This is a genomic window from Litorimonas sp. RW-G-Af-16 (assembly GCF_048319245.1).
In the GTDB taxonomy this organism is placed as follows: Bacteria; Pseudomonadota; Alphaproteobacteria; order Caulobacterales; family Maricaulaceae; genus Litorimonas.
Genome location: NZ_CP166993.1, coordinates 1298526 through 1319366, shown reverse-complemented (window position 1 = coordinate 1319366; position 20841 = coordinate 1298526). Strand labels below are relative to the sequence as shown.

Annotated in this window: 19 protein-coding genes, 3 tRNA genes and 1 pseudogene; 20 read left to right on the top strand and 3 right to left on the bottom strand. The window is 51.8% G+C overall.

Translation table 11 applies throughout. From position 1 onward, the window contains the following. Positions 1 to 22 precede the first annotated feature (22 nt). From AB8615_RS06625 to AB8615_RS06610, 4 genes are read left to right on the top strand one after another with little or no spacing between them, the layout of a single operon-like run. Complete coding sequence (locus tag AB8615_RS06625; protein WP_418151934.1) at positions 23 to 1171, top strand: MlaE family ABC transporter permease; 1149 nt, start codon at positions 23 to 25, stop codon at positions 1169 to 1171. Next, positions 1171 to 1956, top strand: a complete 786-nt coding sequence (locus AB8615_RS06620) for an ABC transporter ATP-binding protein (protein WP_409431838.1) — start codon at positions 1171 to 1173, stop codon at positions 1954 to 1956. The genes AB8615_RS06625 and AB8615_RS06620 overlap by 1 nt, the downstream gene beginning before the upstream one ends. An 11-nt stretch (positions 1957 to 1967) precedes the next feature. Then, complete coding sequence (locus AB8615_RS06615) at positions 1968 to 2945, top strand: MlaD family protein (RefSeq protein WP_409431837.1); 978 nt, start codon at positions 1968 to 1970, stop codon at positions 2943 to 2945. After that, positions 2942 to 3556, top strand: coding sequence for an ABC-type transport auxiliary lipoprotein family protein (locus AB8615_RS06610; RefSeq protein WP_409431836.1), 615 nt, complete (start codon positions 2942 to 2944; stop codon positions 3554 to 3556). The genes AB8615_RS06615 and AB8615_RS06610 overlap by 4 nt, the downstream gene beginning before the upstream one ends. 5 nt (positions 3557 to 3561) lie before the next feature. On the opposite strand, the gene AB8615_RS06605 is transcribed toward AB8615_RS06610, so the two are convergent. Continuing rightward, positions 3562 to 4098, bottom strand: coding sequence for a DedA family protein (locus tag AB8615_RS06605; RefSeq protein WP_409431835.1), 537 nt, complete (start codon positions 4096 to 4098; stop codon positions 3562 to 3564). A 208-nt stretch (positions 4099 to 4306) separates the two neighbouring features. Between AB8615_RS06605 and tig the strand changes: the two genes are divergently transcribed. From tig to lon, 4 genes are all read left to right on the top strand, one after another. After that, positions 4307 to 5647, top strand: coding sequence for a trigger factor (tig, locus tag AB8615_RS06600; RefSeq protein ID WP_409431834.1), 1341 nt, complete (start codon positions 4307 to 4309; stop codon positions 5645 to 5647). Positions 5648 to 5935: 288 nt separating this feature from the next. Beyond that, on the top strand, positions 5936 to 6565 hold the full coding sequence (locus AB8615_RS06595; protein WP_409431833.1) for an ATP-dependent Clp protease proteolytic subunit: 630 nt from the start codon (positions 5936 to 5938) through the stop codon (positions 6563 to 6565). A gap of 176 nt (positions 6566 to 6741) precedes the next feature. Beyond that, positions 6742 to 8004 carry an ATP-dependent Clp protease ATP-binding subunit ClpX gene (gene clpX / locus AB8615_RS06590; protein ID WP_409431832.1) on the top strand — a complete coding sequence of 421 codons (1263 nt, stop codon included), beginning with the start codon at positions 6742 to 6744 and terminating at the stop codon, positions 8002 to 8004. 185 nt (positions 8005 to 8189) lie between these two features. Continuing rightward, positions 8190 to 10607, top strand: coding sequence for an endopeptidase La (gene lon, locus AB8615_RS06585; protein WP_418151930.1), 2418 nt, complete (start codon positions 8190 to 8192; stop codon positions 10605 to 10607). A 116-nt stretch (positions 10608 to 10723) separates the two neighbouring features. Here the strand turns inward: lon and AB8615_RS06580 are convergent. Continuing rightward, a tRNA-Val gene (locus AB8615_RS06580) sits at positions 10724 to 10799 on the bottom strand. 119 nt (positions 10800 to 10918) lie between these two features. Here AB8615_RS06580 and AB8615_RS06575 point away from each other — a divergent pair. The 9 genes and pseudogenes from AB8615_RS06575 to AB8615_RS06535 all read left to right on the top strand — a co-directional run bounded on the left by AB8615_RS06575 (position 10919) and on the right by AB8615_RS06535 (position 17873). Further along, complete coding sequence (locus AB8615_RS06575) at positions 10919 to 11107, top strand: hypothetical protein (RefSeq protein WP_409431830.1); 189 nt, start codon at positions 10919 to 10921, stop codon at positions 11105 to 11107. 329 nt (positions 11108 to 11436) lie between these two features. Next, a tRNA-Asp gene (locus AB8615_RS06570) sits at positions 11437 to 11513 on the top strand. A 111-nt stretch (positions 11514 to 11624) separates the two neighbouring features. Next, positions 11625 to 12230, top strand: coding sequence for a molybdenum cofactor guanylyltransferase (gene mobA / locus AB8615_RS06565; RefSeq protein ID WP_409431829.1), 606 nt, complete (start codon positions 11625 to 11627; stop codon positions 12228 to 12230). A 77-nt stretch (positions 12231 to 12307) separates the two neighbouring features. Beyond that, the gene (gene bmt, locus AB8615_RS06560; RefSeq protein WP_409431828.1) at positions 12308 to 13321 is read left to right on the top strand and encodes a betaine--homocysteine S-methyltransferase; all 1014 of its coding nucleotides are present in this window, start codon (positions 12308 to 12310) and stop codon (positions 13319 to 13321) included. 78 nt (positions 13322 to 13399) lie between these two features. Then, positions 13400 to 14399: pseudogene (moaA, locus tag AB8615_RS06555) on the top strand (GTP 3',8-cyclase MoaA). Between the two features lie 160 nt (positions 14400 to 14559). Further along, positions 14560 to 15270, top strand: coding sequence for a CoA transferase subunit A (locus AB8615_RS06550; RefSeq protein ID WP_409431826.1), 711 nt, complete (start codon positions 14560 to 14562; stop codon positions 15268 to 15270). Between the two features lie 4 nt (positions 15271 to 15274). Beyond that, positions 15275 to 15916, top strand: a complete 642-nt coding sequence (locus AB8615_RS06545) for a CoA transferase subunit B (RefSeq protein ID WP_409431825.1) — start codon at positions 15275 to 15277, stop codon at positions 15914 to 15916. A 113-nt stretch (positions 15917 to 16029) separates the two neighbouring features. Further along, positions 16030 to 17025, top strand: coding sequence for a tRNA dihydrouridine(20/20a) synthase DusA (dusA, locus tag AB8615_RS06540; RefSeq protein ID WP_418151927.1), 996 nt, complete (start codon positions 16030 to 16032; stop codon positions 17023 to 17025). Between the two features lie 2 nt (positions 17026 to 17027). Then, the gene (locus tag AB8615_RS06535; protein WP_409431823.1) at positions 17028 to 17873 is read left to right on the top strand and encodes a sulfite exporter TauE/SafE family protein; all 846 of its coding nucleotides are present in this window, start codon (positions 17028 to 17030) and stop codon (positions 17871 to 17873) included. Here the strand turns inward: AB8615_RS06535 and AB8615_RS06530 are convergent. Then, the gene (locus AB8615_RS06530) at positions 17870 to 18211 is read right to left on the bottom strand and encodes a TIGR02281 family clan AA aspartic protease (RefSeq protein WP_418151925.1); all 342 of its coding nucleotides are present in this window, start codon (positions 18209 to 18211) and stop codon (positions 17870 to 17872) included. The two genes, AB8615_RS06535 and AB8615_RS06530, sit on opposite strands and share 4 nt — an antisense overlap. A gap of 383 nt (positions 18212 to 18594) precedes the next feature. Here AB8615_RS06530 and AB8615_RS06525 point away from each other — a divergent pair, with 383 nt between their 5' ends. From AB8615_RS06525 to AB8615_RS06515, 3 genes are all read left to right on the top strand, one after another. Beyond that, positions 18595 to 19593, top strand: a complete 999-nt coding sequence (locus AB8615_RS06525; protein WP_409431821.1) for a nicotinate-nucleotide--dimethylbenzimidazole phosphoribosyltransferase — start codon at positions 18595 to 18597, stop codon at positions 19591 to 19593. A gap of 37 nt (positions 19594 to 19630) precedes the next feature. Next, on the top strand, positions 19631 to 20668 hold the full coding sequence (locus AB8615_RS06520; RefSeq protein ID WP_409431820.1) for a Glu/Leu/Phe/Val dehydrogenase dimerization domain-containing protein: 1038 nt from the start codon (positions 19631 to 19633) through the stop codon (positions 20666 to 20668). A 61-nt stretch (positions 20669 to 20729) separates the two neighbouring features. Beyond that, a tRNA-Val gene (locus AB8615_RS06515) sits at positions 20730 to 20804 on the top strand. Positions 20805 to 20841 lie beyond the last annotated feature (37 nt).

The window sequence follows — 20841 nt, the reverse complement described above, 5'->3', positions numbered from 1 at the left end:
GCTTGACGTTTGAGGCAACGCTTTGCACCTTGCTGCCATGTTGGCAAAGCTCGCACAATATGAATTGTCTCAAAACGCGGATCGTTTAACGATCCACGCGAAAGGCCATTGGACTCGCGAAACTGCGGCAGGTCTAGACGAGACATTGTCAGACGATATTGCCAATCTCGATTTCCGTCATGTGGATTATGATTTGGGTGCCATAGACGATCTGGACACGGCGGGCGCGTACCTCTTGGCGCGCGCTATCCGACAAGGTCGGGAGCCAGCGCATAGCTGGGCTGTTGCCGTTGGGAGTGACGGACAAAAGACACTTATGGCAATGGCGGCGGATGCAACATTAGGGCGACCCGCAGCGACCACACGACAATGGTTTGATACACTCGCCCGCGTTGGTTTTGCGGTCGAGCGCTTCTGGGTCGAAGTCGTTGAAACATTGGCTTTCTTGGGCAAGTTTTTCGTCGTTCTGTTCCGCTGCTTACTCAACCCTCGCAAATTACGGATTAAGTCTATTGTGTCATTGGTCGAGAAGGTTGGGCTAGATGCCGCGCCTATCGTCATGGTGCTGAGCTTTTTTATTGGCGCCGTTATCGCTTACATGGGGGCCAATCTGCTGGCGACATTTGGCGCGAGTGTATTCATGGTTGATTTGGTCGGCTTGTCTGTTCTGCGCGAACTCGCTGTGATCATCACGGCAATCTTGCTGGCGGGTCGGTCTGATTCGGCGTTTACGGCTCAGATCGGCGCGATGAAGATGCGCCAAGAAATCGACGCTATGACCGTGATGGGGCTGGACACATTTGAAGTGCTAGTTGTCCCGCGCGCGCTTGCCTGTCTGATCGCGACACCGATTTTGACATTCTTGGCCATGATGAGTGGATTATTTGGCGGGATGTTGGTGGCGTGGCTGGGCGCGTCGGACGTTTCGCCTGTGCTATTTGTCGCGCGTCTGGCTGATGTCGTTGATATTCAGCATTTCTGGGTCGGCATGATCAAGACACCGTTCTTTGGTCTAATCATCGCAATCATCGGCTGCCGCCAAGGGCTTGCTGTCACGGGCAGTGTAGAAAGCCTCGGGTCGCGCACGACGACAAGCGTGGTGCAGGCGATCTTCGCGGTCATCATGGTCGACGCGATATTTGCGATCATTTTCTATCAGTTAGGCGTGTAATGACGGAATTTGATAATACAGCCCCTCCCGTGGAAGCCCGCGGCATCGTCTCGCAATTCGGCACAAATGTGGTGCATGAGAATTTGGACTTTCGCCTCAACCAAGGCGAGATTGTCGGCCTTGTAGGCGGGTCAGGGAGTGGGAAATCCGTGCTGATGAACACACTTTTGGGTCTTAAAGAACCTGATGGCGGGGTTGTTCGGTTCTTCGGCCAAGATCGACGACAGTTAGATCCGAAAGAGCGGGCGCAGATCGATAATGAAATGGGCGTGCTGTTCCAGGGCGGGGCTCTGTTTTCCTCCCTTACAGTGCGCGAGAATATTATGATCCCTCTGCGAGAGCATACGGATTTATCTGTGCCGTTAATGCGGGAACTCGCAGATATGAAAGTGCACATGGTCGGTCTGCCGCCCAATGCGGCGACACTCTATCCAAGTGACTTGTCGGGCGGCATGAAAAAGCGGGCGGGCCTCGCGCGGGCACTGGCGCTAGATCCGAAGCTATTATTTCTGGATGAACCGACAGCGGGGCTAGACCCGATTGGTGCGACAGCCTTTGATAATTTGATTTTGGGACTGCGTGATGCGCTAGATTTGACAGTTTTGATGATTACACATGATTTGGACTCGCTCTATGCAATTTGTGACCGCATTGCTGTTTTGGTTGATAAATGTATTCCAATCAATGATAAGCTCGACGCTGTGTTGGCCTATGATCATCCATGGGTGCAAGAATATTTTGGCGGCGCACGATCACGCGCGGCACAAAGCGCTGGCAGAAAGTAAGGCTGTAAGGCATGGAAAATAAAGCACATTATGCGCTCATCGGAGCTTTTGTTCTGGTCGCTTTGGGCGCAGCTATGGCCTTCATTGTTTGGTTATCTGGCGCACAATTTAATCAACAATTTGATCAGTATGAAGTCAGCTTTAACGGCCCAGTGCGAGGATTATCCCAAGGCAGTGAAGTGCGATTTAACGGCTTGAATGTCGGATCCGTCACGGCCTTGCGACTTGACCCCAATGACCCCAATCGTGTGTTGGCTGATATAGAAGTCGATACGGCAACGCCCGTTGACACGAAAAGCTATGCGCGGCTGGAACCGTTGGGGCTCACGGGCCTTACCTATATTCAAATTTTCTCAGGCGGTGAAGGCTACCCGCTTTTGAAAGATTTACCGGGTAAAGGCACGCGGCAAATCAAAGGGCAGATGAGTCAGATCGATACGTTTCTTGACGATGGCGGCTCCGTTATCGAAGGGGCGCAGAAAGCGCTTAACCGCATAAATGCAACTTTGTCACCTGAAGCGATTGAAGACTTTCAAGGTATTTTGGTCAATCTGCGTCGTGTCACGGGCGACCTAGATACCTCGGAATTTGATATGCAAGCGCTCAATCAGATGATGCGGGACTTCTCCAAAGCGGGCAAAGCGGTGACGACGGCGGCGGACGCAGTCACGACAACGGCTGGGTCTGTGGATGATGTGTTTAAAGAAGATTTGACCGAACTTGCAGCGCGTTTGCAGGAGACGTTGAACGAGGTCGATAAAACGCTGGGTTCATTTGATACCGCCGCGACAGGGGCGGACGAATTGATTGTTGATGCGCGCGACGCGATTAACCGCTTGTCTAACTCTGGCCTGACCGACCTCGAAGAAACGATTGATGCTATCCGCCGCGTCGTTATTTCGCTCGGGCGTGTGGCCGATAGCATAGAGCAAAATCCGGGGCAGTTTATCTCTGGCTCGCAAAGGGAAACTGTGGAGATACCGCAATGATGACTTCGCTGCGATTTTTAGGGGCAGGGGTTTTAGGCCTTGGGCTGTCTGGCTGTATTTCATTGCTGCCAGAGCCCGCGCCAGCGCCGTCAATTTACCGCTTGTCGACGGCGGAGGTCGCCAGCGCCGCAGAGCCTAACGCCGAAATCATTCGCGTTGACCGTCCTGCATCCTCAACCTATTTCGAGAGCAAAGACATTGTTGTCTCGCCAGATGGCAGTCGTCTGGCAACGGCGAGCGGCGCGGAATGGGCGGAGGTCACGCCGATTATGGTGCAGGATGCGCTCATCTCCGCCATGTCGGCTTCGCCAAAGCTCATCGGTGTTTTGCCGTCATCTGGCGCGCGAACGCAAACGCGTGTGCATCTGACGATCAAGAATTTCGAAGCGCAATTTGATCAAGGTGAAGAGCGGGCGCCGCTCGCGATTGTTCGCTATGACGTGACGTTTTCAAACGCCAGTGACCGCACATTGCTCGGGACATTCTCGACACGACAAACACAGCGGGCCGACGCTGTGCGTGTGTCCGCAATCGTTGAGGCGATCGAAGGGGCGAACAAGGCGGCGATGTCAGATATTATTGCGTGGCTGGAAGGCGAAGTCGCGAGTTAAGCTGGTCAGTCGCGCTGTGCGATCCATCTTTTGATGAAAAAGCCGATCAAAACAACAAAGAATATGCCTCCGCCTATCAGGGGGAGGATAACCTCTAAGCGTTCGCCAAATACTTCGCCCAATAGGTGGCAAGCTGCAAAAATTACAGTCGTATAGAGCAGGGCTGTTATCGCGATTATCACGCAAAACTTTAGGTATGACACTTTGAAATAGCCGCATGCCACATAAGCTGGCACGCGAGCGAGTGGAACGAATCGTGCCGTCATCAGCGTAGCAAACAGGTTGCTGTGAACTTTGTCAGCCATGTTGATGACACGCTCTTTTTCAGCGAAACGTCTGGCGCGCGGGTGAGCGTGGGCGGTGTATCCGATCCAATATTTCCATATATCTGATAAAATCAGGCCGCCCAAGATGACGAAAAAAACGACGGGGAAATGCTTTGGGTTAGATGCGCTGAGGGTGGCAGCGGCGAGGACAGCTGCATCTTCTTGTACGAACGGGCCGAAGAAGATGCCAAGATATAAGTACCAAGAAGGTTGCATGATAAAATTGTATCTGCCTCCACAGAGTTAATATCATATGACTACGCGGCAAGACCCGTCATGGGCCCAGCATGATATTTCCCGTAAATCAGCCCATAATCGCCGTTGCAAGCGCGTTGCGGGCGTGACATAAGGCGCCAAAATTTGAACCGACCGATTTGGGACGGGCCACGCGCTTGCTCAATCGACAACCCGATGGATATCCGTCATGAAAATTGAAGAACTCAAGGCTGAAGGCCTGTCACACACTTACGCGATCACAGTGCCCAAAGAGGATTTGGAAACGAAGTTAGAGGCCAAAATTAAAGAGATGCAGCCGCAGGTCTCTCTGAAAGGCTTCCGCCCGGGTAAAGTGCCAGTGGCCCATATCCGCAAAATGTTCGGACAATCCATTATGAAAGACCTCGTCGAAGAGGTCGTCAATGAAAGCTCGCAAAAAGCGATCAATGACAATAAAATCCGCCCAGCAGGTCAGCCTAAGATCGATCTTCGCGCCAATGGCGATGACGTGACCAAAGGCAAAGCGGATCTGGAATATCAACTGACAGTCGAATCAATCCCAGATTTCGAAGTGACTGATCTTGAGAAATTGAAGTTCACACGCCTTGTCCACGAAGCGGACGACAAAGAGCTGGAAGAAGAAGTCGCGAAGCTCGGCGAAGGTCAAAAATCATATAAGAAGAAAGCCAAGACAGCCAAAGCCAAAAAAGGTGACGCGGTCTTGATCGACTTTGTCGGCACGGTCGACGGTGTGGCCTTTGACGGCGGCGCGATGGAAGGGCATCAGCTTGTCCTAGGTTCTGGCGCATTCATTCCAGGTTTTGAAGATCAGTTGATCGGTGTGAAAGCTGGCGATGAACTCGATGTGAAAGTCACATTCCCTGACCCATATCAGTCCGCTGACTTGGCCGGTAAAGACGCTGTCTTTGCGACGAAGGTTATTGAGGTGCAAGGCGAGCAAGACGCGAAAATCGATGATGAATTTGCAGCGAAATTCGGTCTCGCTGATCTGGAAGCGCTCAAAGCAGCTGTCAAAACGCAGTATGATGGGCAGTTGGACATGCAATCACGCATGAAACTCAAGCGTGCGATCCTCGATGAGTTGGACAAAAAACACAAATTTGATCTGCCACCTGGCATGGTCGAAGCTGAATTCTCAAACATCTGGGCACAGGTTCAAGCCGAGAAAGAAGCGGGTCAGTTGGACGAAGACGACGCCAAGAAAACTGATAAGCAACTCGAAAAAGATTACCGCAAAATTGCAGAGCGCCGTGTTCGCCTTGGTCTGGTTCTGGCTGAAATGGGTCAGAAGCACGAAGTCCAAATTTCCAATGAAGAGCTTCAGCAAGCTATGATCGCCGAAGCGCGTCAATATCCTGGCCAAGAGCAGCAAGTCATTGAGTTTTATCAGAAAAACCCACAAGCGATCGCTCAACTTCGTGCCCCAATCTATGAGGAAAAGGTCGTCGACCTGATCATCGAAAAGTCTAAAGTGACGGAGAAAAAAGTCGACAAAGAGACCCTCTTTGAAGACGATGGTATGATTTAGGGCAATTTTTGTTCAAAACAAAATCACAGAAAATGAACAGACTTCGTTCAATTTCTGGGATTTAATGTCAAAAAATGCTCCGCGCCATGCTCCAGATTTGGATTTAAACATGGCCCGCCAGGCAGATTCAAAAGCTCGACTATCCAGTCGGGCTTTTTATTTGCAATACGCCGCAGTCACGGCACTTGAATTGCAAGGCGAAACTCTCAATATATCAGTAATGATTTCATAGGCAGAGTAGGTCATCCGAATCACTCGCTCTGCGGCCCCATCCACAAGGAACACATTATGTTTGACCCTATTGCTCAAATGGACCACGCCACGAATTATCTCATCCCGACAGTGGTTGAGCAATCTAGCCGTGGTGAGCGCGCCTTCGATATTTACTCGCGCCTGCTGCGTGACCGCATTATCTTCCTCTCTGGCGTTGTCGAAGACGGTATGGCCGCTTCTATCACCGCGCAGCTTCTGTTTCTCGAGTCAGAGAACCCGAAGAAAGAGATCAGCATGTATATCAACAGCCCTGGCGGCGTGGTGACAGCTGGCATGGCGATTTACGATACGATGCAGTACATCAAATCCCCAGTGTCGACCGTGTGCATGGGCCAAGCCTGTTCTATGGGGTCGCTCCTGCTCTGTGCCGGTGAGCCAGACATGCGGATTGCCCTGCCAAATGCGCGCGTGATGGTGCATCAGCCCTCTGGCGGTTTCCGCGGTCAAGCGTCTGACATTGAGCGTCACGCCAAAGACATCCTCGCGATGAAAAAGCGTTTGAACGAAATCTACGTCGAACATACAGGCAAAAAATACGCGACGATCGAAAAAACGCTCGACCGCGATCACTTTATGACGGCACAAGAAGCTAAAGATTTCGGCATTGTCGATCACGTCTACGCCAAGCGCGGTGAAGAGAAATAGCGACGGCTTCGCTGCTAACGCGAAAAATGCGCTATTGACGTCTCGTGTAAGGCGAGATTAACAAAACTATTGTAGAGCTGTTAGAAATTGCAGCTTTACTAAGTCGCGAGTCCTGACTCGCGGCACAAAAATTGCAAAGATACGACCCATAAACGGGCACACAACGGACGAATACTATGAGCAAATCGACAACAGACAGCAAGAATACGTTGTATTGCTCATTCTGCGGCAAAAGCCAGCACGAAGTCCGTAAGCTTATCGCTGGGCCAACCGTGTTTATTTGCGACGAATGTGTCGAACTTTGCATGGATATTATCAAAGAAGAAGGCAAAGGCGCCCTAGCGAAAACGCAAGAAGGTGTGCCAACTCCGCAAGAAATCTGCGACATTCTCGATGATTATGTCATTGGGCAGGCTTATGCGAAGCGCGTTTTGTCTGTGGCCGTCCATAACCATTACAAGCGTTTGAACCATGCGGCATCTAACCCTGACGTAGAGCTTGCGAAATCGAACATCTTGCTGGTTGGGCCGACGGGTTGCGGTAAGACATTGCTAGCGCAAACTTTGGCTCGGATTTTGGACGTTCCTTTTACCATGGCGGACGCGACAACTCTGACGGAAGCGGGTTATGTCGGCGAAGACGTCGAAAACATCATCCTGAAATTGCTCCAAAGCGCAGATTACAATGTCGAGCGGGCGCAGCGCGGCATCGTATATATTGACGAAGTTGATAAGATTTCACGTAAATCTGATAATCCGTCCATCACGCGCGATGTGTCAGGTGAGGGCGTACAGCAAGCGCTGCTGAAAATTATGGAAGGCACTGTTGCGTCTGTTCCGCCACAAGGCGGCCGGAAGCATCCGCAGCAAGAATTCCTGCAAGTCGATACGACTAACATACTCTTTGTCGTTGGCGGCGCGTTTGCGGGTCTCGATAAAGTGATTTCAAGCCGCGGTGAGGGATCTTCCATCGGCTTTGGCGGTAGCGTGAAAGAAATTGATGAGCGCGGTGTGGGCGACATTCTCCAAGGCGTTGAGCCGGAAGATTTGACTCGTTTTGGCCTTATCCCTGAATTTGTCGGGCGCCTGCCAGTCATCGCCACGCTAACCGATCTTGATGCCGAAGCCCTCGTGACGATCCTGACGCAGCCGCGTAACGCGCTGGTCAAGCAATACGAAACGCTGTTTAGCATGGAAAATGTTAAACTGACATTCTCTGACGATGCGCTTAAAGCGATTGCGAAGAAAGCGTTGGCTCGCAAAACAGGCGCGCGTGGATTGCGTTCTATCATGGAAGGTATTCTACTCGATAGCATGTATGATTTGCCTGCCTATGAAGGCGTCGAAGAAGTCGTGATTAACGGCGAAGTTGTTGAAGGCTCCGCCAAGCCGCTCCTAATTTATGCAGAGAGCGCGAAGAAAAAAGATAAAGCGTCATAGCGGAGGGGGAGGTTTGGCCTCCCTTTTTTGTGCCTGATCATTTTAGGCCACTGCGCTTCAAGACGCTGTAAAAATACCAAGGTGAGTGGGTTTATTCGGGTGTAAAGGCCTTGAAACCTACGCCGTTGCATCCCACCTTAAGTGTTCATCCGACATAGAGTCGGTTACGTATAAAAGAGATGCAAATGTCAGATCAAACACCATCCGAGACCCACACGCTCCCCGTCCTGCCGTTGCGCGATATTGTCGTGTTTCCGCACATGGTCGTGCCTCTTTTTGTGGGACGCGAAAAGTCTATCAAGGCGCTTGAAGACGTGATGACGGCTGAAAAACGGATCATGCTTTTGACGCAAAAGGATGCTGGCGAAGACGATCCGAAGCCTGACGCGATCTATGATCGAGGGTGTATCGCAAAGATTTTGCAGCTACTCAAACTCCCTGACGGCACGGTTCGCGTTTTGGTCGAAGGCCAAGACCGGGCGCAAGTCGTAGCTTACAAAGATAATAAGAATTTCTTAGAAGCTGAAGTTGCTGTCACGGCATCTGATATTGCCGACACAAAGAAAACCAAAGCGCTCGCCAAAACTGTGCGTGAGCAGTTTGAAGGCTATGGCAAGTTAAACAAGAAAATCGCGGAAGAAGTTGTGACTTCCGTGACGGAAACGACGGATGCTGACAAAGTGTCTGACATCATTTCAGTTCATCTCAATGCCCCGATCGAGAAGAAGCAAGAACTCCTTGAAACAACAGATGTGGCCGAGCGCCTGAACCAAATCCTCGGCCTGATCGAAGGCGAGTTGTCTGTTTTGAAAGTCGAGAAGAAAATTCGTGGCCGCGTGAAGCGTCAGATGGAGAAGACCCAGCGCGAATATTACCTAAACGAGCAGATGAAAGCGATCCAAAGCGAGCTTGGCAACGGTGACGGCCCAGACGAAATGGCCGAACTGCAAGAGAAGGTCGCGGCGACGAAGCTGACAAAAGAAGCCCTCGAAAAAGTGACGGCCGAGCTGAAGAAACTCAAGCAGATGAGTTCGATGAGCGCTGAGGCCAATGTCTCCCGCAACTATATCGATTGGATGCTCTCCGTGCCGTGGGGCAAGAAGAAGCGCGTTCAGCGCGATCTTGCCAAGGCGCAAGCCATTCTCGACAAAGATCATTATGGTCTGGATAAGGTCAAAGAGCGTATTATTGAGCACTTGGCCGTGCAGACCCGCACGAAGAAAGTCAAAGGCCCGATTCTGTGCCTCGTTGGCCCACCTGGTGTGGGTAAAACCTCGCTCGGAAAATCCGTTGCACGGGCGACTGGGCGTGAATTTGTGCGCGTATCGCTCGGCGGCGTTAGGGACGAAAGCGAAATTCGTGGACATCGCCGGACTTATATTGGCTCAATGCCGGGTCGCGTTATCCAGTCTATGAAAAAAGCTAAGTATAACAATCCACTATTTCTATTTGATGAGATAGATAAGATGGGCTCTGATCACCGTGGTGATCCATCTGCGGCCTTGCTTGAAGTGTTGGACCCAGAACAAAACGATACATTTAATGATCATTATTTGGACGTTGATTATGACCTGTCTGACGTCATGTTTATCACAACGGCGAATAGCCTAAACATGCCACAGCCTTTGCTAGATCGTATGGAGATCATTCGTATTCCTGGCTATACCGAAGACGAAAAGGTTGAGATCGCTAAGCGACACCTCATTCCTGATCAAATTAAAGAACATGGATTGACGGACGCTGAATTCTCTATTGAGGACGCGGCGTTGCGCGACGTCATTCGCTATTACACGCAAGAAGCTGGTGTATGGAGCCTGAAACGCGAAATCGCGCGCCTCGCCCGCAAGTCGCTCAAGCGGATTATCTCAAAAGAGGTAACTTCTATGGTCGTGACAACTGATAATCTGGACGATCTGCTTGGAGTGAAGAAGCACCGGTTCGGCATGACGGAGACAGAGAACAAGGTCGGGGTCGTGACGGGTTTGGCTTGGACATCAGTCGGCGGAGATATATTGACGATCGAGGCTGTTTCCATGGCGGGACGCGGTAAAATGACGATTACGGGCAACCTTAAAGAGGTTATGAAGGAATCGATTTCTGCCGCCAATAGCTATATTCAAGCGCGCGCCCCCGAGCTGGGCATTAGCCCACGTCAGTTCCATACGACCGATATTCACGTGCACGTGCCAGAAGGCGCAACGCCTAAGGATGGTCCAAGCGCAGGTGTTGGTATGATTACCGCAATGGTGTCTGTGCTGACGCAAATCCCAGTCCGCAAAGACATCGCCATGACGGGCGAAATCACCTTACGCGGTCGTGTCTTGCCGATTGGCGGGTTAAAAGAGAAGCTGCTCGCCGCGCTTCGTGGCGGTGTGAAGACAGTGCTGATTCCCCAAGATAACGCCAAAGACTTGGCCGATATTCCAGACAATGTGAAATCTGCGCTGGAAATCATCCCGGTCAGCAATGTTGACGAGGTCTTGGAACATGCATTGACGGGGAAGATCAAAAAGATCGAGTGGACAGCGTCTGATGAAGCTGCTTTGGCTGGCCTAGCTTTTGCCCCTGCCAATACGATCCCAGGCGACGCTGCCGCGCATTAGCCGCGCCTTGTGAGCTGCATCTACACATTAAGAGACTTTGAAATAAAGAAACCCATCCGCACTGTATGGGTCTTACTCTGCAAGAGTATAGAGCAGGCAAGCTGCAACTCAGTGCATGGTGGGCGGTAACGGGTTCGAACCGCTGACCCTCTCGGTGTAAACGAGATGCTCTACCAGCTGAGCTAACCGCCCGTGTCACGTATGACAGCGGGCGCTATATGTCCCGAACATCGCGTTAACGCAAGCATTTAGACCAGATTAACTGCGCTGTTTAAGCAGATTTTTGGATATTTTCGCTATGTCCACAACTTATGGCTATTCAAACAAAACGCAAAATCTCTCGCAGCGAAGCTATCACAGGGATTATTGCCTGTATCATCGGCCTATCGGCGCTTTATTTTTACTATGGATTTAATTCCTTCACGGAGAAGGTTTATGCGGTGTTGATGGTGGCAGGACTTTTGGTGGGGATTGTCAAAACCATCTCGCCAGATCGCTAGTAAGCTTTAGTTTCATCGCGTTATGATCCGACAAATTGATATTTCACGAGCGGGAGACATCACAGGCATCTATGCGTGCGTAATTTTACTTTGGATTTTGCAATTGCCCGACATAAATGAAGACGTCGTGATTAAATTTTTCACTGGGGTCAGTATTTTGGGTATTATTGATAGTATGGCGCGGTTGCTAACTGATGATTATTCTGATTACCAAGCCCAAATGGACTTGAAGAGAAAAACTCAGAAAAAATCTAAGAGAAAACTCACAAATAAGCTCATTCAAGCGTTGACGGGCAGGGGGTGAGTGGCTAAAGCGCCTCCACATCTTAGCGGGTGTAGCTCAGTTGGTTAGAGCGCCGGCCTGTCACGCCGGAGGCCGCGGGTTCGAGTCCCGTCACTCGCGCCATTTCTTTTCGAGATGGACAGATCAAAACGCCCGACCTTGAGTTGGGCTTTTGTGTATTTGGACGGGTGATATTGTCTTCGTAAGTGACGTGCAATCGCCTATAGTCGTGTCATGGATCACCCCTCTTCATACGCATCTGCGCCAGCCGAAAAAGTCTTCGGCCTCATCCTCTGTGGCGGCGCGTCTCGACGTATGGGAGCGGTTGATAAGGCAGAATTGATATTAAGCGAGCGGCGCATGGTCGATGTGGCTGTCGAAACCCTTTGTGCGCAACTCTCTCCGGTTTTGCTCTCCGCGTCTCATGATTATGGACTGGGTTTAAAAACCCTCCCAGATTTGCAGAGTGGGCCGAGGGGGCCCGTTGCGGGGCTTTATGCGGCTTGGCAGTATATGCAAGAGAACAACTATAGCGCAGTGATCACCGCGCCTGTCGACGGGCCAAACCTACCCAATAACCTATTCTCTCGCCTGAAAGCCGTCGGCAGCAGTGCGGTGGCGCGTGATGATGTGGGACGGCATCCTTGTTTTGGACTGTGGCAGTTGACAGACTTATCGCGTGCCTTTGCGCAGTTGGCTCTGGATCAGTCTATCTCCATGAACCAGTTGGCTGATCTATGCGGCGCGACGGATGTGGCGTGGGGCGGAGATGACACGTTCATAAATATAAATACGCTAGAGGATGTGGCGGCTTTCCAGTCACAGGCGAGACGCACTTAGCGCGATCTTTGGTCTTTAATCAGCGCCATAGCTATGCGATGTAAGCGTGAACAAACAGCAAGAGTTTAGGGCGTATTATGCGCATTTCATTGAGAGACCTACTGGAACAAAAACCGCTATTATTGGCGGACGGCGCAACGGGCACAAATTTCATGGAAATGGGCTTAGAGCCAGGGTTTCCGCCAGATATTTGGAACCTAACCGAGCCGCAAAAGCCTGAGGCATTGCACCAAGCCTTTGTTGATGCAGGGTCGGATATAATTTTGACCAATACATTTGGCGCGAATGCGCCGCGCTTGAAGTTGCATCAGGCTGAGGGCCAGACATTTGAGATCAATAAAGCAGGGGCTGAAATCGCTGGACGTGTGGCGGCCGCCGCTGATCATCCTGTCGTAGTAGCTGGATCCGTGGGGCCGACGGGCGAATTATTCGAACCTATGGGCGAAATGACAATGGACAGCGCGATTGATTTTTTCTCGGAGCAAATTCGCGGCCTGAAAGCGGGCGGGGCGGACGTTATCTGGATTGAGACCATGTCAGCGACAGAGGAAATCCAAGCGGCGTGTCAGGCCGCGATTAATCTTGGCATGCCATATGTCTTTACGGCGAGCTTTGACACGGCAGGACGTACAATGATGGGCATTGCGCCAGAAGCGTTAGGCGAGGCAACTCAGCCATTATCCGAACAACCGATTGCTTATGGTGCAAATTGCGGTGTTGGCGCGTCTGATATGTTGATGACCAATCTGGCTATGACAGAGGCAAATCCAGATGCTGTTATTGTCGGCAAAGCGAATTGCGGGATACCCGTCGTGAAGGGCAAACATACGATCTATACGGGGACGCCAGAGATTATGTCGAACTATGTCCAGATGGCCGCTGATGCGGGTGTGCGCATTATCGGGGGCTGTTGCGGTACGGCGCCAGAACATATCGCGGCGATGCGTGTGCAAATGGATAATTACGCAGCGCAAGCCCGCCCTACAGCGGAAGAGGTGATTGCAAAGATCGGCCCGCTTGTCTCTCCGCCAAAAAGCGCCGCAGCAGATGCCAAAGTCGCTGCGAGAGCGTCCCGTCGGCGTCGTCGTTAAGCCTTATATCGACTATTACAAAAGGGCGTATGAGCAGCTTATCATTGCGAAATCTTTGAGGATGCGTATCACGAGCTTATGACGGAAATGCTGACAGACAGTTTTGGGCGACAAATTACCTATCTGCGCCTATCCGTGACGGATCGATGCGATCTGCGTTGCACATATTGCATGGCAGAGAGCATGACGTTTTTGCCGCGTAAGGAGCTGTTGACACTCGAAGAATTAGGGGATGTGTCGGAGGCTTTCATCGCGCGGGGCGTTCGCAAAATCCGACTGACAGGGGGCGAACCTTTGGTGCGCCGCGACGTCATGACTTTGGTTCGCCGTTTGGGCGATCATGCGAAAGCAGGACGCCTCGATGAGGTTACAATGACGACGAATGGCACATTGCTCTCAAAATATGCGGCTGAAATTGCCGATTGTGGCGTGAAACGTATCAATATTTCTTTGGATAGTCGCGACCCAGAGGTTTTTGCTAAACTCTCTCGCCGGGATGTCTTGCCGCAAGTTCTAACCGGTATCGAAGCCGCGCGGCAAGCGGGGCTGAAAATCAAGATCAATATGGTCGCGCTGAAAGGCGTAAACGATCACGAAGTGCCAGAGATGATGCGCTGGGCGCACGGGCAGGGCATGGATTTGACCCTCATCGAAGTGATGCCGATGGGGTCTATCGATGAAGATCGATTTGACCAATACCTCCCGCTGACGGCCACGCGTGACCGACTGGAAGAAGAATTTACACTCACGGACATTGCGGATCGAACAGGCGGGCCAGCGCGCTACTCTCGGGTTTTAGAGACGGGGGGACGGCTAGGATTGATTACGCCGCTGACCAATAATTTCTGCGCTGACTGTAATCGCCTGCGGGTCACTTGCACGGGGCAAATATATATGTGCCTAGGCCAATCGGATCACGTTGATTTACGCGAAGCTTTGCGGGGGGAGAACCCTGAGCAAGATCTTAATGTCGCCCTAGACCGCGCTATGCTCCGTAAGCCTGAAAAACATGATTTTGAAATCACATCAGGATCGGCTCCCCGCCGTCAGTCGTCATATGTCCGTCACAGGCGGCTAGTACGATTGCCAAATAGTTTGTCTGTTCCTAATGTGACATGACAGGGCAAGGCATAACAGGGCAAGACAAATACTCTTCTCGTATCAATGGCAACCCCAATCTGTTTAAGAGCCTGCTGTGGTTTGCTGGAAAAGCGAAGTAGTAACGAAATGAGATGACGATGAGCAAAGTCTACAACACAGCCAGTGACGCCTTAATCGGTCTTTGCATTGAGGGTATGACCGTGATGTCGGGTGGTTTTGGCCTCTGCGGCATACCAGAAAACCTGATTGCGGCGCTGCGCGATAGTGGGGCCAAAGACCTGACCGTGATTTCTAATAATGCGGGAGTGGATGGTTTCGGTTTGGGGCAGTTGCTAGAGACGCGTCAGATCAAGAAAATGCTGAGCTCTTATGTTGGCGAGAACAAAGAATTTGAACGTCAATATCTGGCGGGGGAGTTGGAGTTAGAGTTTAATCCGCAAGGCACCCTCGCGGAACGCATACGCGCGGGCGGGGCGGGGATTCCCGGATTTTATACCAAGACGGGTGTTGGGACGCTTGTGGCTGAAGGCAAAGAACACAAAGAATTTCCTAATGAACATGGGGAGGCTGAGACCTATATTATGGAAACAGGGCTACGCGCCGATCTCTCCATTATCAAAGCCTGGAAAGGTGATGCAGAGGGTAATCTGATTTTCAAAGCCACCGCTCGTAACTTCTCGCCGATGATGGCAATGGCGGGTAAAGTTACCGTGGCAGAGGTCGACGAGATCGTCCCTGTCGGCTCGCTTGATCCCAATTTCATCCATACACCCGGTATTTTCGTGCAACGCATTGTCGAGGCTGAATGTGAGAAGCGAATTGAACAACGCACCGTGCGGGAGGCTTAGAGAGATGGCTTGGACAAGAGATCAGATGGCCGCTCGGGCGGCGCAGGAATTAGAAGACGGCTTTTATGTAAACCTTGGCATAGGTATCCCGACTTTGGTGGCCAACCATATTCCTGACGGTATGGATGTCACGTTGCAAAGCGAAAACGGCATGCTGGGTATGGGGCCTTTCCCGACAGAAGACGAAGTGGATGCTGATTTGATCAACGCAGGAAAGCAGACGATCACGACCCTGCCTAAATCTTCATTCTTTGACAGCGCGACCAGCTTTGCCATGATCCGCGGCGGTCATATTGACCTCTCTATCTTAGGCGCCATGGAAGTCGCAGAAAATGGAGATATCGCCAATTGGATGATCCCGGGCAAGATGGTCAAAGGCATGGGCGGGGCGATGGATTTGGTGGCCGGCGTCAAACGCTGCATCGCACTATTTGATCACACGAATAAACGCGGCGAGAGCAAGTTTATCAAAGCCTGCACGCTGCCGCTGACAGGGAAAAACTGCATTCATATGATCGTGACTGACCTAGCCGTGTTTGATAGGCCAACTGGCTCTAATCGTTTCAAACTGATTGAACTGGCCCCTGGCGTGATGCTGGACGAAGTCAAGGCTAAGACCGAGGCTGAAGTCGTTTGGGGAGAGTAAGCTGTACTTTGAAACTACCCAATTCCGTGCGTTACGCTCTTCGAAGCGGACTTGTTTGATGTGGTGATATAAGCATAGAGTTTATTCCCAAATCATGATATTTCACCCGTTCTATGCCAGAAAATAAAAACCTCACAGCCAGCGTTGCGCCCATGATGGATTGGACGGATCGGCATTGTCGGTGGTTTCATCGGCAGCTGTCGCAGCAGGTTTTACTGTATACGGAAATGGTGGTCGCAGACGCAATTATTCATGGCCCGAAAGAGCGTCTATTGGGATTTGATCCAGCGGAGCATCCTGTTGCATTGCAGGTCGGGGGCAGCGATCCAGACAAGCTAGCTGTGGCCGCAAAGACCGGCGAGCAATACGGCTATGATGAAATCAATATCAATATTGGGTGTCCGTCTGACCGTGTGCAGTCTGGACGATTTGGCGCGTGTTTGATGGAGGAGCCTGATCTTGTGGCGACGTGTTTTGCGGCGATGCAAGCGGCCGTCGATATTCCCGTTACAGTCAAATGTCGGCTGGGTGTCGATGATCAAGACCTTGATGAGACCTTGCCGCGGTTTATCGAAACCGTTGCGGAGGCAGGCTGCACGCATTTCATCATTCATGCTCGAAAAGCATGGTTGAAGGGTCTATCGCCGAAAGAAAATCATACTGTGCCGCCGATTGACTATGACCGTGTGAACGGGGTGAAAGCGCGCTTTCCGAAGCTGCAAATCGTCGTCAACGGACAGATTGAAACTATTTCACAAGGCCTAGATTTGTGTGAGCAGGGTGCCCTGGACGGATTTATGCTAGGGCGTGCCGCGTATCATACCCCCTGGATCTTAACTGACATAGATGCGCAAGTTTACGGTAGGGACGCCTTTGGCCAAAGCCGCGAAGACATTGCGCTGGCCTTAATAGATTACGCGAAAATCACGCAGGACGTGGATCGCACGACGAAAGCGCTAATTAGGCATGCTATGGGATTGTTTTCAGGGGAGGTCGGCGCGCGTCTCTGGCGCAGGCAACTTAGCGAAGGGCTTAGTGCAAAACTTTTGCCGTCAGATGTGCTGCAGCAAGCGCTTGACGCGATGAGCGCGATGCGGGACGCGGCGTAACTTTGCTGGAAACGCTACTACAATATTTACCGCTTATTTTGACGCTTCTGGCCGTGGGCGCCGTAGCTGGATTAAGCGCGGGATTGTTTGGGATAGGCGGCGGCGCTGTGATGGTGCCAGCTCTATTCTTTGCTTTTACGGCACTTGGAATTCCCGAAGCTGTCACGATGCACTGCGCCGTTGCGACATCATCCGCAATTATCATCGTCAATGCGGTCAGGTCCGTCAGAAGTCACCAATCGCATGGGGCGGTAGATTGGGATCTGCTCTGGCCAAAAAACCCGCTTCTCAGTTACGCGCTCTGGATAGGTCTAGGCGCGTTTATTGCGGCGCTCTGGCTTGCGCCGCGATTATCGGGGGAAGTTCTGACGATTTTGTTTGCTGCCGTGGCGAGTTTGGTTGCTTTGCAGTTTATCTTTGGCCGCCCTGATTGGCAGCTAAGGCCCACTGTTCCAGGGGGGCTAGCACGTCCAGTTATAGGTGGCGGCGTGGGCGCTCTGTCATCCTTAATGGGGATTGGGGGAGGTTCCTTAACCGTGCCGTTGATGAGCATATGCGGTGTGCCAATCCATAAGGCAGTCGGGACTGCATCGGGCTTTGGCCTCGCTATCGCTTTGCCAGCTACCATAGGCTTTGTAATTTCTGGATGGGGCGTCGCAGGGCGGCCTCCATTTTCACTGGGCTATGTTAACGGATTGGGCTTTGCCCTGGTCGCCAGTGTCGCATTTCTAACAATACCGATGGGGGCGAAATTGGCGCATGCGATGAGCCAGCGGAAATTGAAACTTGTATTTGGTATATGTTTGCTACTTGTCGCGCTAAATATGGCGCGGAAGGCGTTGACTTAGAGCCTCAAGAGCAGCGCGTTCGGCGTCGCTTCGACCTTTTGTAGCTGACCCAAATACGTCATGCCCAGTAAAGAGACAGTAAGACCATCCTTGACCACTAATGCATCTACGTCACGGATTGTAATGGCGCCTAACGAGACGCTATCGAGTTTTACGTAAGCGGCGTAATTTGTGCCGCCTGCTGTTGAAATTGGTACGTTATAGCGCAAATCTCTGACCTTTATGCCAGCTTTGCGCGCATCCTCATATGTGAGCGCTACGGAGGATGCGCCTGTATCGACTAAAAACTTGACGTGGCCAGAGTTCACGCGGCTCCGTCGCCCAATATTGGCCGTCACGTGGGTTCTTAGGCACTGAGTAGACAGAACCAGAGCGACGTTTCTTGACCGTTTTGACTTCTGTTTTTGTGGGCATAATATCTGCAGCCGCTGCGCTATCCGCCGCTGAATCAACTTTATCTGCCTTGCCAGAAATATAGCTGACGCCAACGAGGGCGATGCCTAAAATAACTGCAGCTTCGATCAAGAGTTTTCGTGACATAAAGCGTATGTAGCACAGAAGGTTTTGCAACCCGTAAACGATCAGCGGTCAAGCTAGCTTTTCGGGAAGAAATCTTTTGTCAGGGTTACCAAATTATGGCACGGCCAGCCTGATCGGCTTGGCGTAAGTGTCGAGATTGCTATGTATGACTATATTTAAGATCGAGAAAAAGAGAGATTACGTGACAACGTCCCCATCTGCTACCGCTAACCCCTTCGACGATATTCGGGCACTGATGGCGAAAATGCCTGAGGCTGACGAAGCTATCCACGACTCAGTCATGGCGGCGACGCAGGTATTGGGGCGTTCGCTTCATCCTGTCGGGAAATTGGACGAGACTTTGGCATGGCTGGCGAGTTGGCAAGGAGCAGCAATGCCGAGCGTCGCCCGTCCTTTGATCTCTGTCTTTGCGGGAACGCACGGCGTTGCAAGCGAAGTTTTTGACGGTGATGTCATAGCGTACTCCAAGGCGCGTGTGGCTAGCTTGACCGAGGGCCGTTCGGCTGTGCGCGGGATCGCGGCCAATTCTGGAGCGGCGTTTAAGGTCTACGAGTTTGGCATAGAGCACCCCTCTAATAACTTTACCCAGGGCCCGTCACTGTCGGAACGCGACTGCGCGGCGGCGATTGCGTTTGGCATGGAAGTTGTGGCGGAGGGCGCAGATGTAATCGTGCTAGGCAATGCAGGGATCGGCGCAGCAACTGCGGCAGCTGCGATTGCTCTAGGTCTTTACGGCGGCGGCGAGGAATATTGGGCGGGCGGCCACGGCGAAGACGCCACGCGTCGTATCAATGCCGTTGAAGCTGGCGCACAAGAGCACAAAGGCCATATGAGCGATCCGCTGGAAATCCTCCGCATTTTTGGCGGCAGAGATATTGCTGGTATTGTCGGAGCTATCTTGGCCGCGCGGCACCAACGTATTCCCGTGATCTTGGATGGATATGTCGTTTGCGCGGCAGCGGCAATTCTCCACAAAATCAACCCCGCCTCGATCGATCACTGCATGGCGGCCCATGTCAGCCAAGAGCCCGCTCATCAAGCCTTACTTGACCGTATGACGATGAAGCCCATGCTGGACTTAGAACTTAACATTGGAGACGGCACAGGCGGGGCTATGGCAATGACGATGCTGAAAGCAGCCGCTGCCGGTTTATTGACCCTTCAAGACGGCGTTATTTGATAACTTTTTGCAAAGACAAATTGGCATAAGACGCGACATGACATTATTTTCCCATCCCGATTTCGACGATCACGAAGGCGTCTATATATTTTCAGACCCCAAGAGCGGTCTGCGCGCCATCATTGCTGTGCATAATACGAAATTTGGTCCAGGTTGTGGCGGGACACGGTTTTGGACATATGCGGATGATGCATCTGCTTTGACCGACGCGTTGCGTCTGTCTCGCGCGATGAGTTTTAAGAACGCTATGGCAGGGCTAGACCTTGGCGGCGGGAAGGGTGTCATTCTTCGGCCTAAGGGCGAATTTGACCGCGCTTCTTTATTCGCAAGTTATGGACGTGCGATCGAGAAAGTCGCGGGGCAATACATCACCGCAGAAGACGTCGGCGTCTCCCCAGATGATATGTGTATTATCAAAACGCAGACGGACTACGTAGCCGGACTGGATGACGGAGAAGCGGCATCGGGTGACCCGTCACCCGTAACTGCGAGAGGCATTTTTTACGGCTTGCAGACGGCTGTGGTGAGGCAGCTTAAACAAAATGATTTCAGTGGCTTGCGCGTTGCTATTCAAGGGCTTGGCCACGTTGGATATGGTCTGTGTGAGCATTTATATGCTGCGGGTGCGGAGCTGGTTGTCGCTGACATCAATCAATCTGTGTTGGAGAAAGCCAGAGCGGAATTTGGCGCAAGTGTCGTGTCGCCCGAGACCATTCACGCACAGGACGTTGACGTTTTTGCGCCCTGCGCCCTAGGCGGAGCGATCAGTGCTGATACTGTCGAGGAAATTAAAGCCGCCGTCATTGGCGGGGCGGCGAATAATCAACTCGCGACACCAGATATGGGCGAACGCTTAGTGGCTAAAGGTATTTTGTATTGCCCCGACTACATCATTAATGCGGGCGGGATCATTAATGTGGCGTCGGAAGTGAGCGGAACGTATGATCCTGACTGGGTCGAAAGCAAAGTGCTAGCGATCAAAAATACGCTAACGGAGATATTTGATCGCGCCGCCGCAACGGGGCAAGCCACAAGCGATGTGGCTGACGCTATGGCAGCGGAGAAACTGCGTTAGTCTGGCTTGACTTCACGCTGAAATTGGCTAGGTAACGCGTCGCTCTTACGGGCGTCAGGATGGGCGATTAGCTCAGCGGGAGAGCACTGCCTTCACACGGCAGGGGTCACTGGTTCAATCCCAGTATCGCCCACCATCCTTGTTCAAATTAGTAGACGTTGTAGTCGTATCAT

Coding starts and splice junctions, on each gene's coding strand:
- AB8615_RS06620 (WP_409431838.1), top strand. CDS start 1,171: ATGACGGAATTTGATAATACAGCCCCTCCCGTGGAAGCCCGCGGCATC.
- AB8615_RS06615 (WP_409431837.1), top strand. CDS start 1,968: ATGGAAAATAAAGCACATTATGCGCTCATCGGAGCTTTTGTTCTGGTC.
- AB8615_RS06610 (WP_409431836.1), top strand. CDS start 2,942: ATGATGACTTCGCTGCGATTTTTAGGGGCAGGGGTTTTAGGCCTTGGG.
- AB8615_RS06605 (WP_409431835.1), bottom strand. CDS start 4,098: ATGCAACCTTCTTGGTACTTATATCTTGGCATCTTCTTCGGCCCGTTC.
- tig (WP_409431834.1), top strand. CDS start 4,307: ATGAAAATTGAAGAACTCAAGGCTGAAGGCCTGTCACACACTTACGCG.
- AB8615_RS06595 (WP_409431833.1), top strand. CDS start 5,936: ATGTTTGACCCTATTGCTCAAATGGACCACGCCACGAATTATCTCATC.
- clpX (WP_409431832.1), top strand. CDS start 6,742: ATGAGCAAATCGACAACAGACAGCAAGAATACGTTGTATTGCTCATTC.
- lon (WP_418151930.1), top strand. CDS start 8,190: ATGTCAGATCAAACACCATCCGAGACCCACACGCTCCCCGTCCTGCCG.
- AB8615_RS06575 (WP_409431830.1), top strand. CDS start 10,919: ATGGCTATTCAAACAAAACGCAAAATCTCTCGCAGCGAAGCTATCACA.
- mobA (WP_409431829.1), top strand. CDS start 11,625: ATGGATCACCCCTCTTCATACGCATCTGCGCCAGCCGAAAAAGTCTTC.
- bmt (WP_409431828.1), top strand. CDS start 12,308: ATGCGCATTTCATTGAGAGACCTACTGGAACAAAAACCGCTATTATTG.
- AB8615_RS06550 (WP_409431826.1), top strand. CDS start 14,560: ATGAGCAAAGTCTACAACACAGCCAGTGACGCCTTAATCGGTCTTTGC.
- AB8615_RS06545 (WP_409431825.1), top strand. CDS start 15,275: ATGGCTTGGACAAGAGATCAGATGGCCGCTCGGGCGGCGCAGGAATTA.
- dusA (WP_418151927.1), top strand. CDS start 16,030: ATGCCAGAAAATAAAAACCTCACAGCCAGCGTTGCGCCCATGATGGAT.
- AB8615_RS06520 (WP_409431820.1), top strand. CDS start 19,631: ATGACATTATTTTCCCATCCCGATTTCGACGATCACGAAGGCGTCTAT.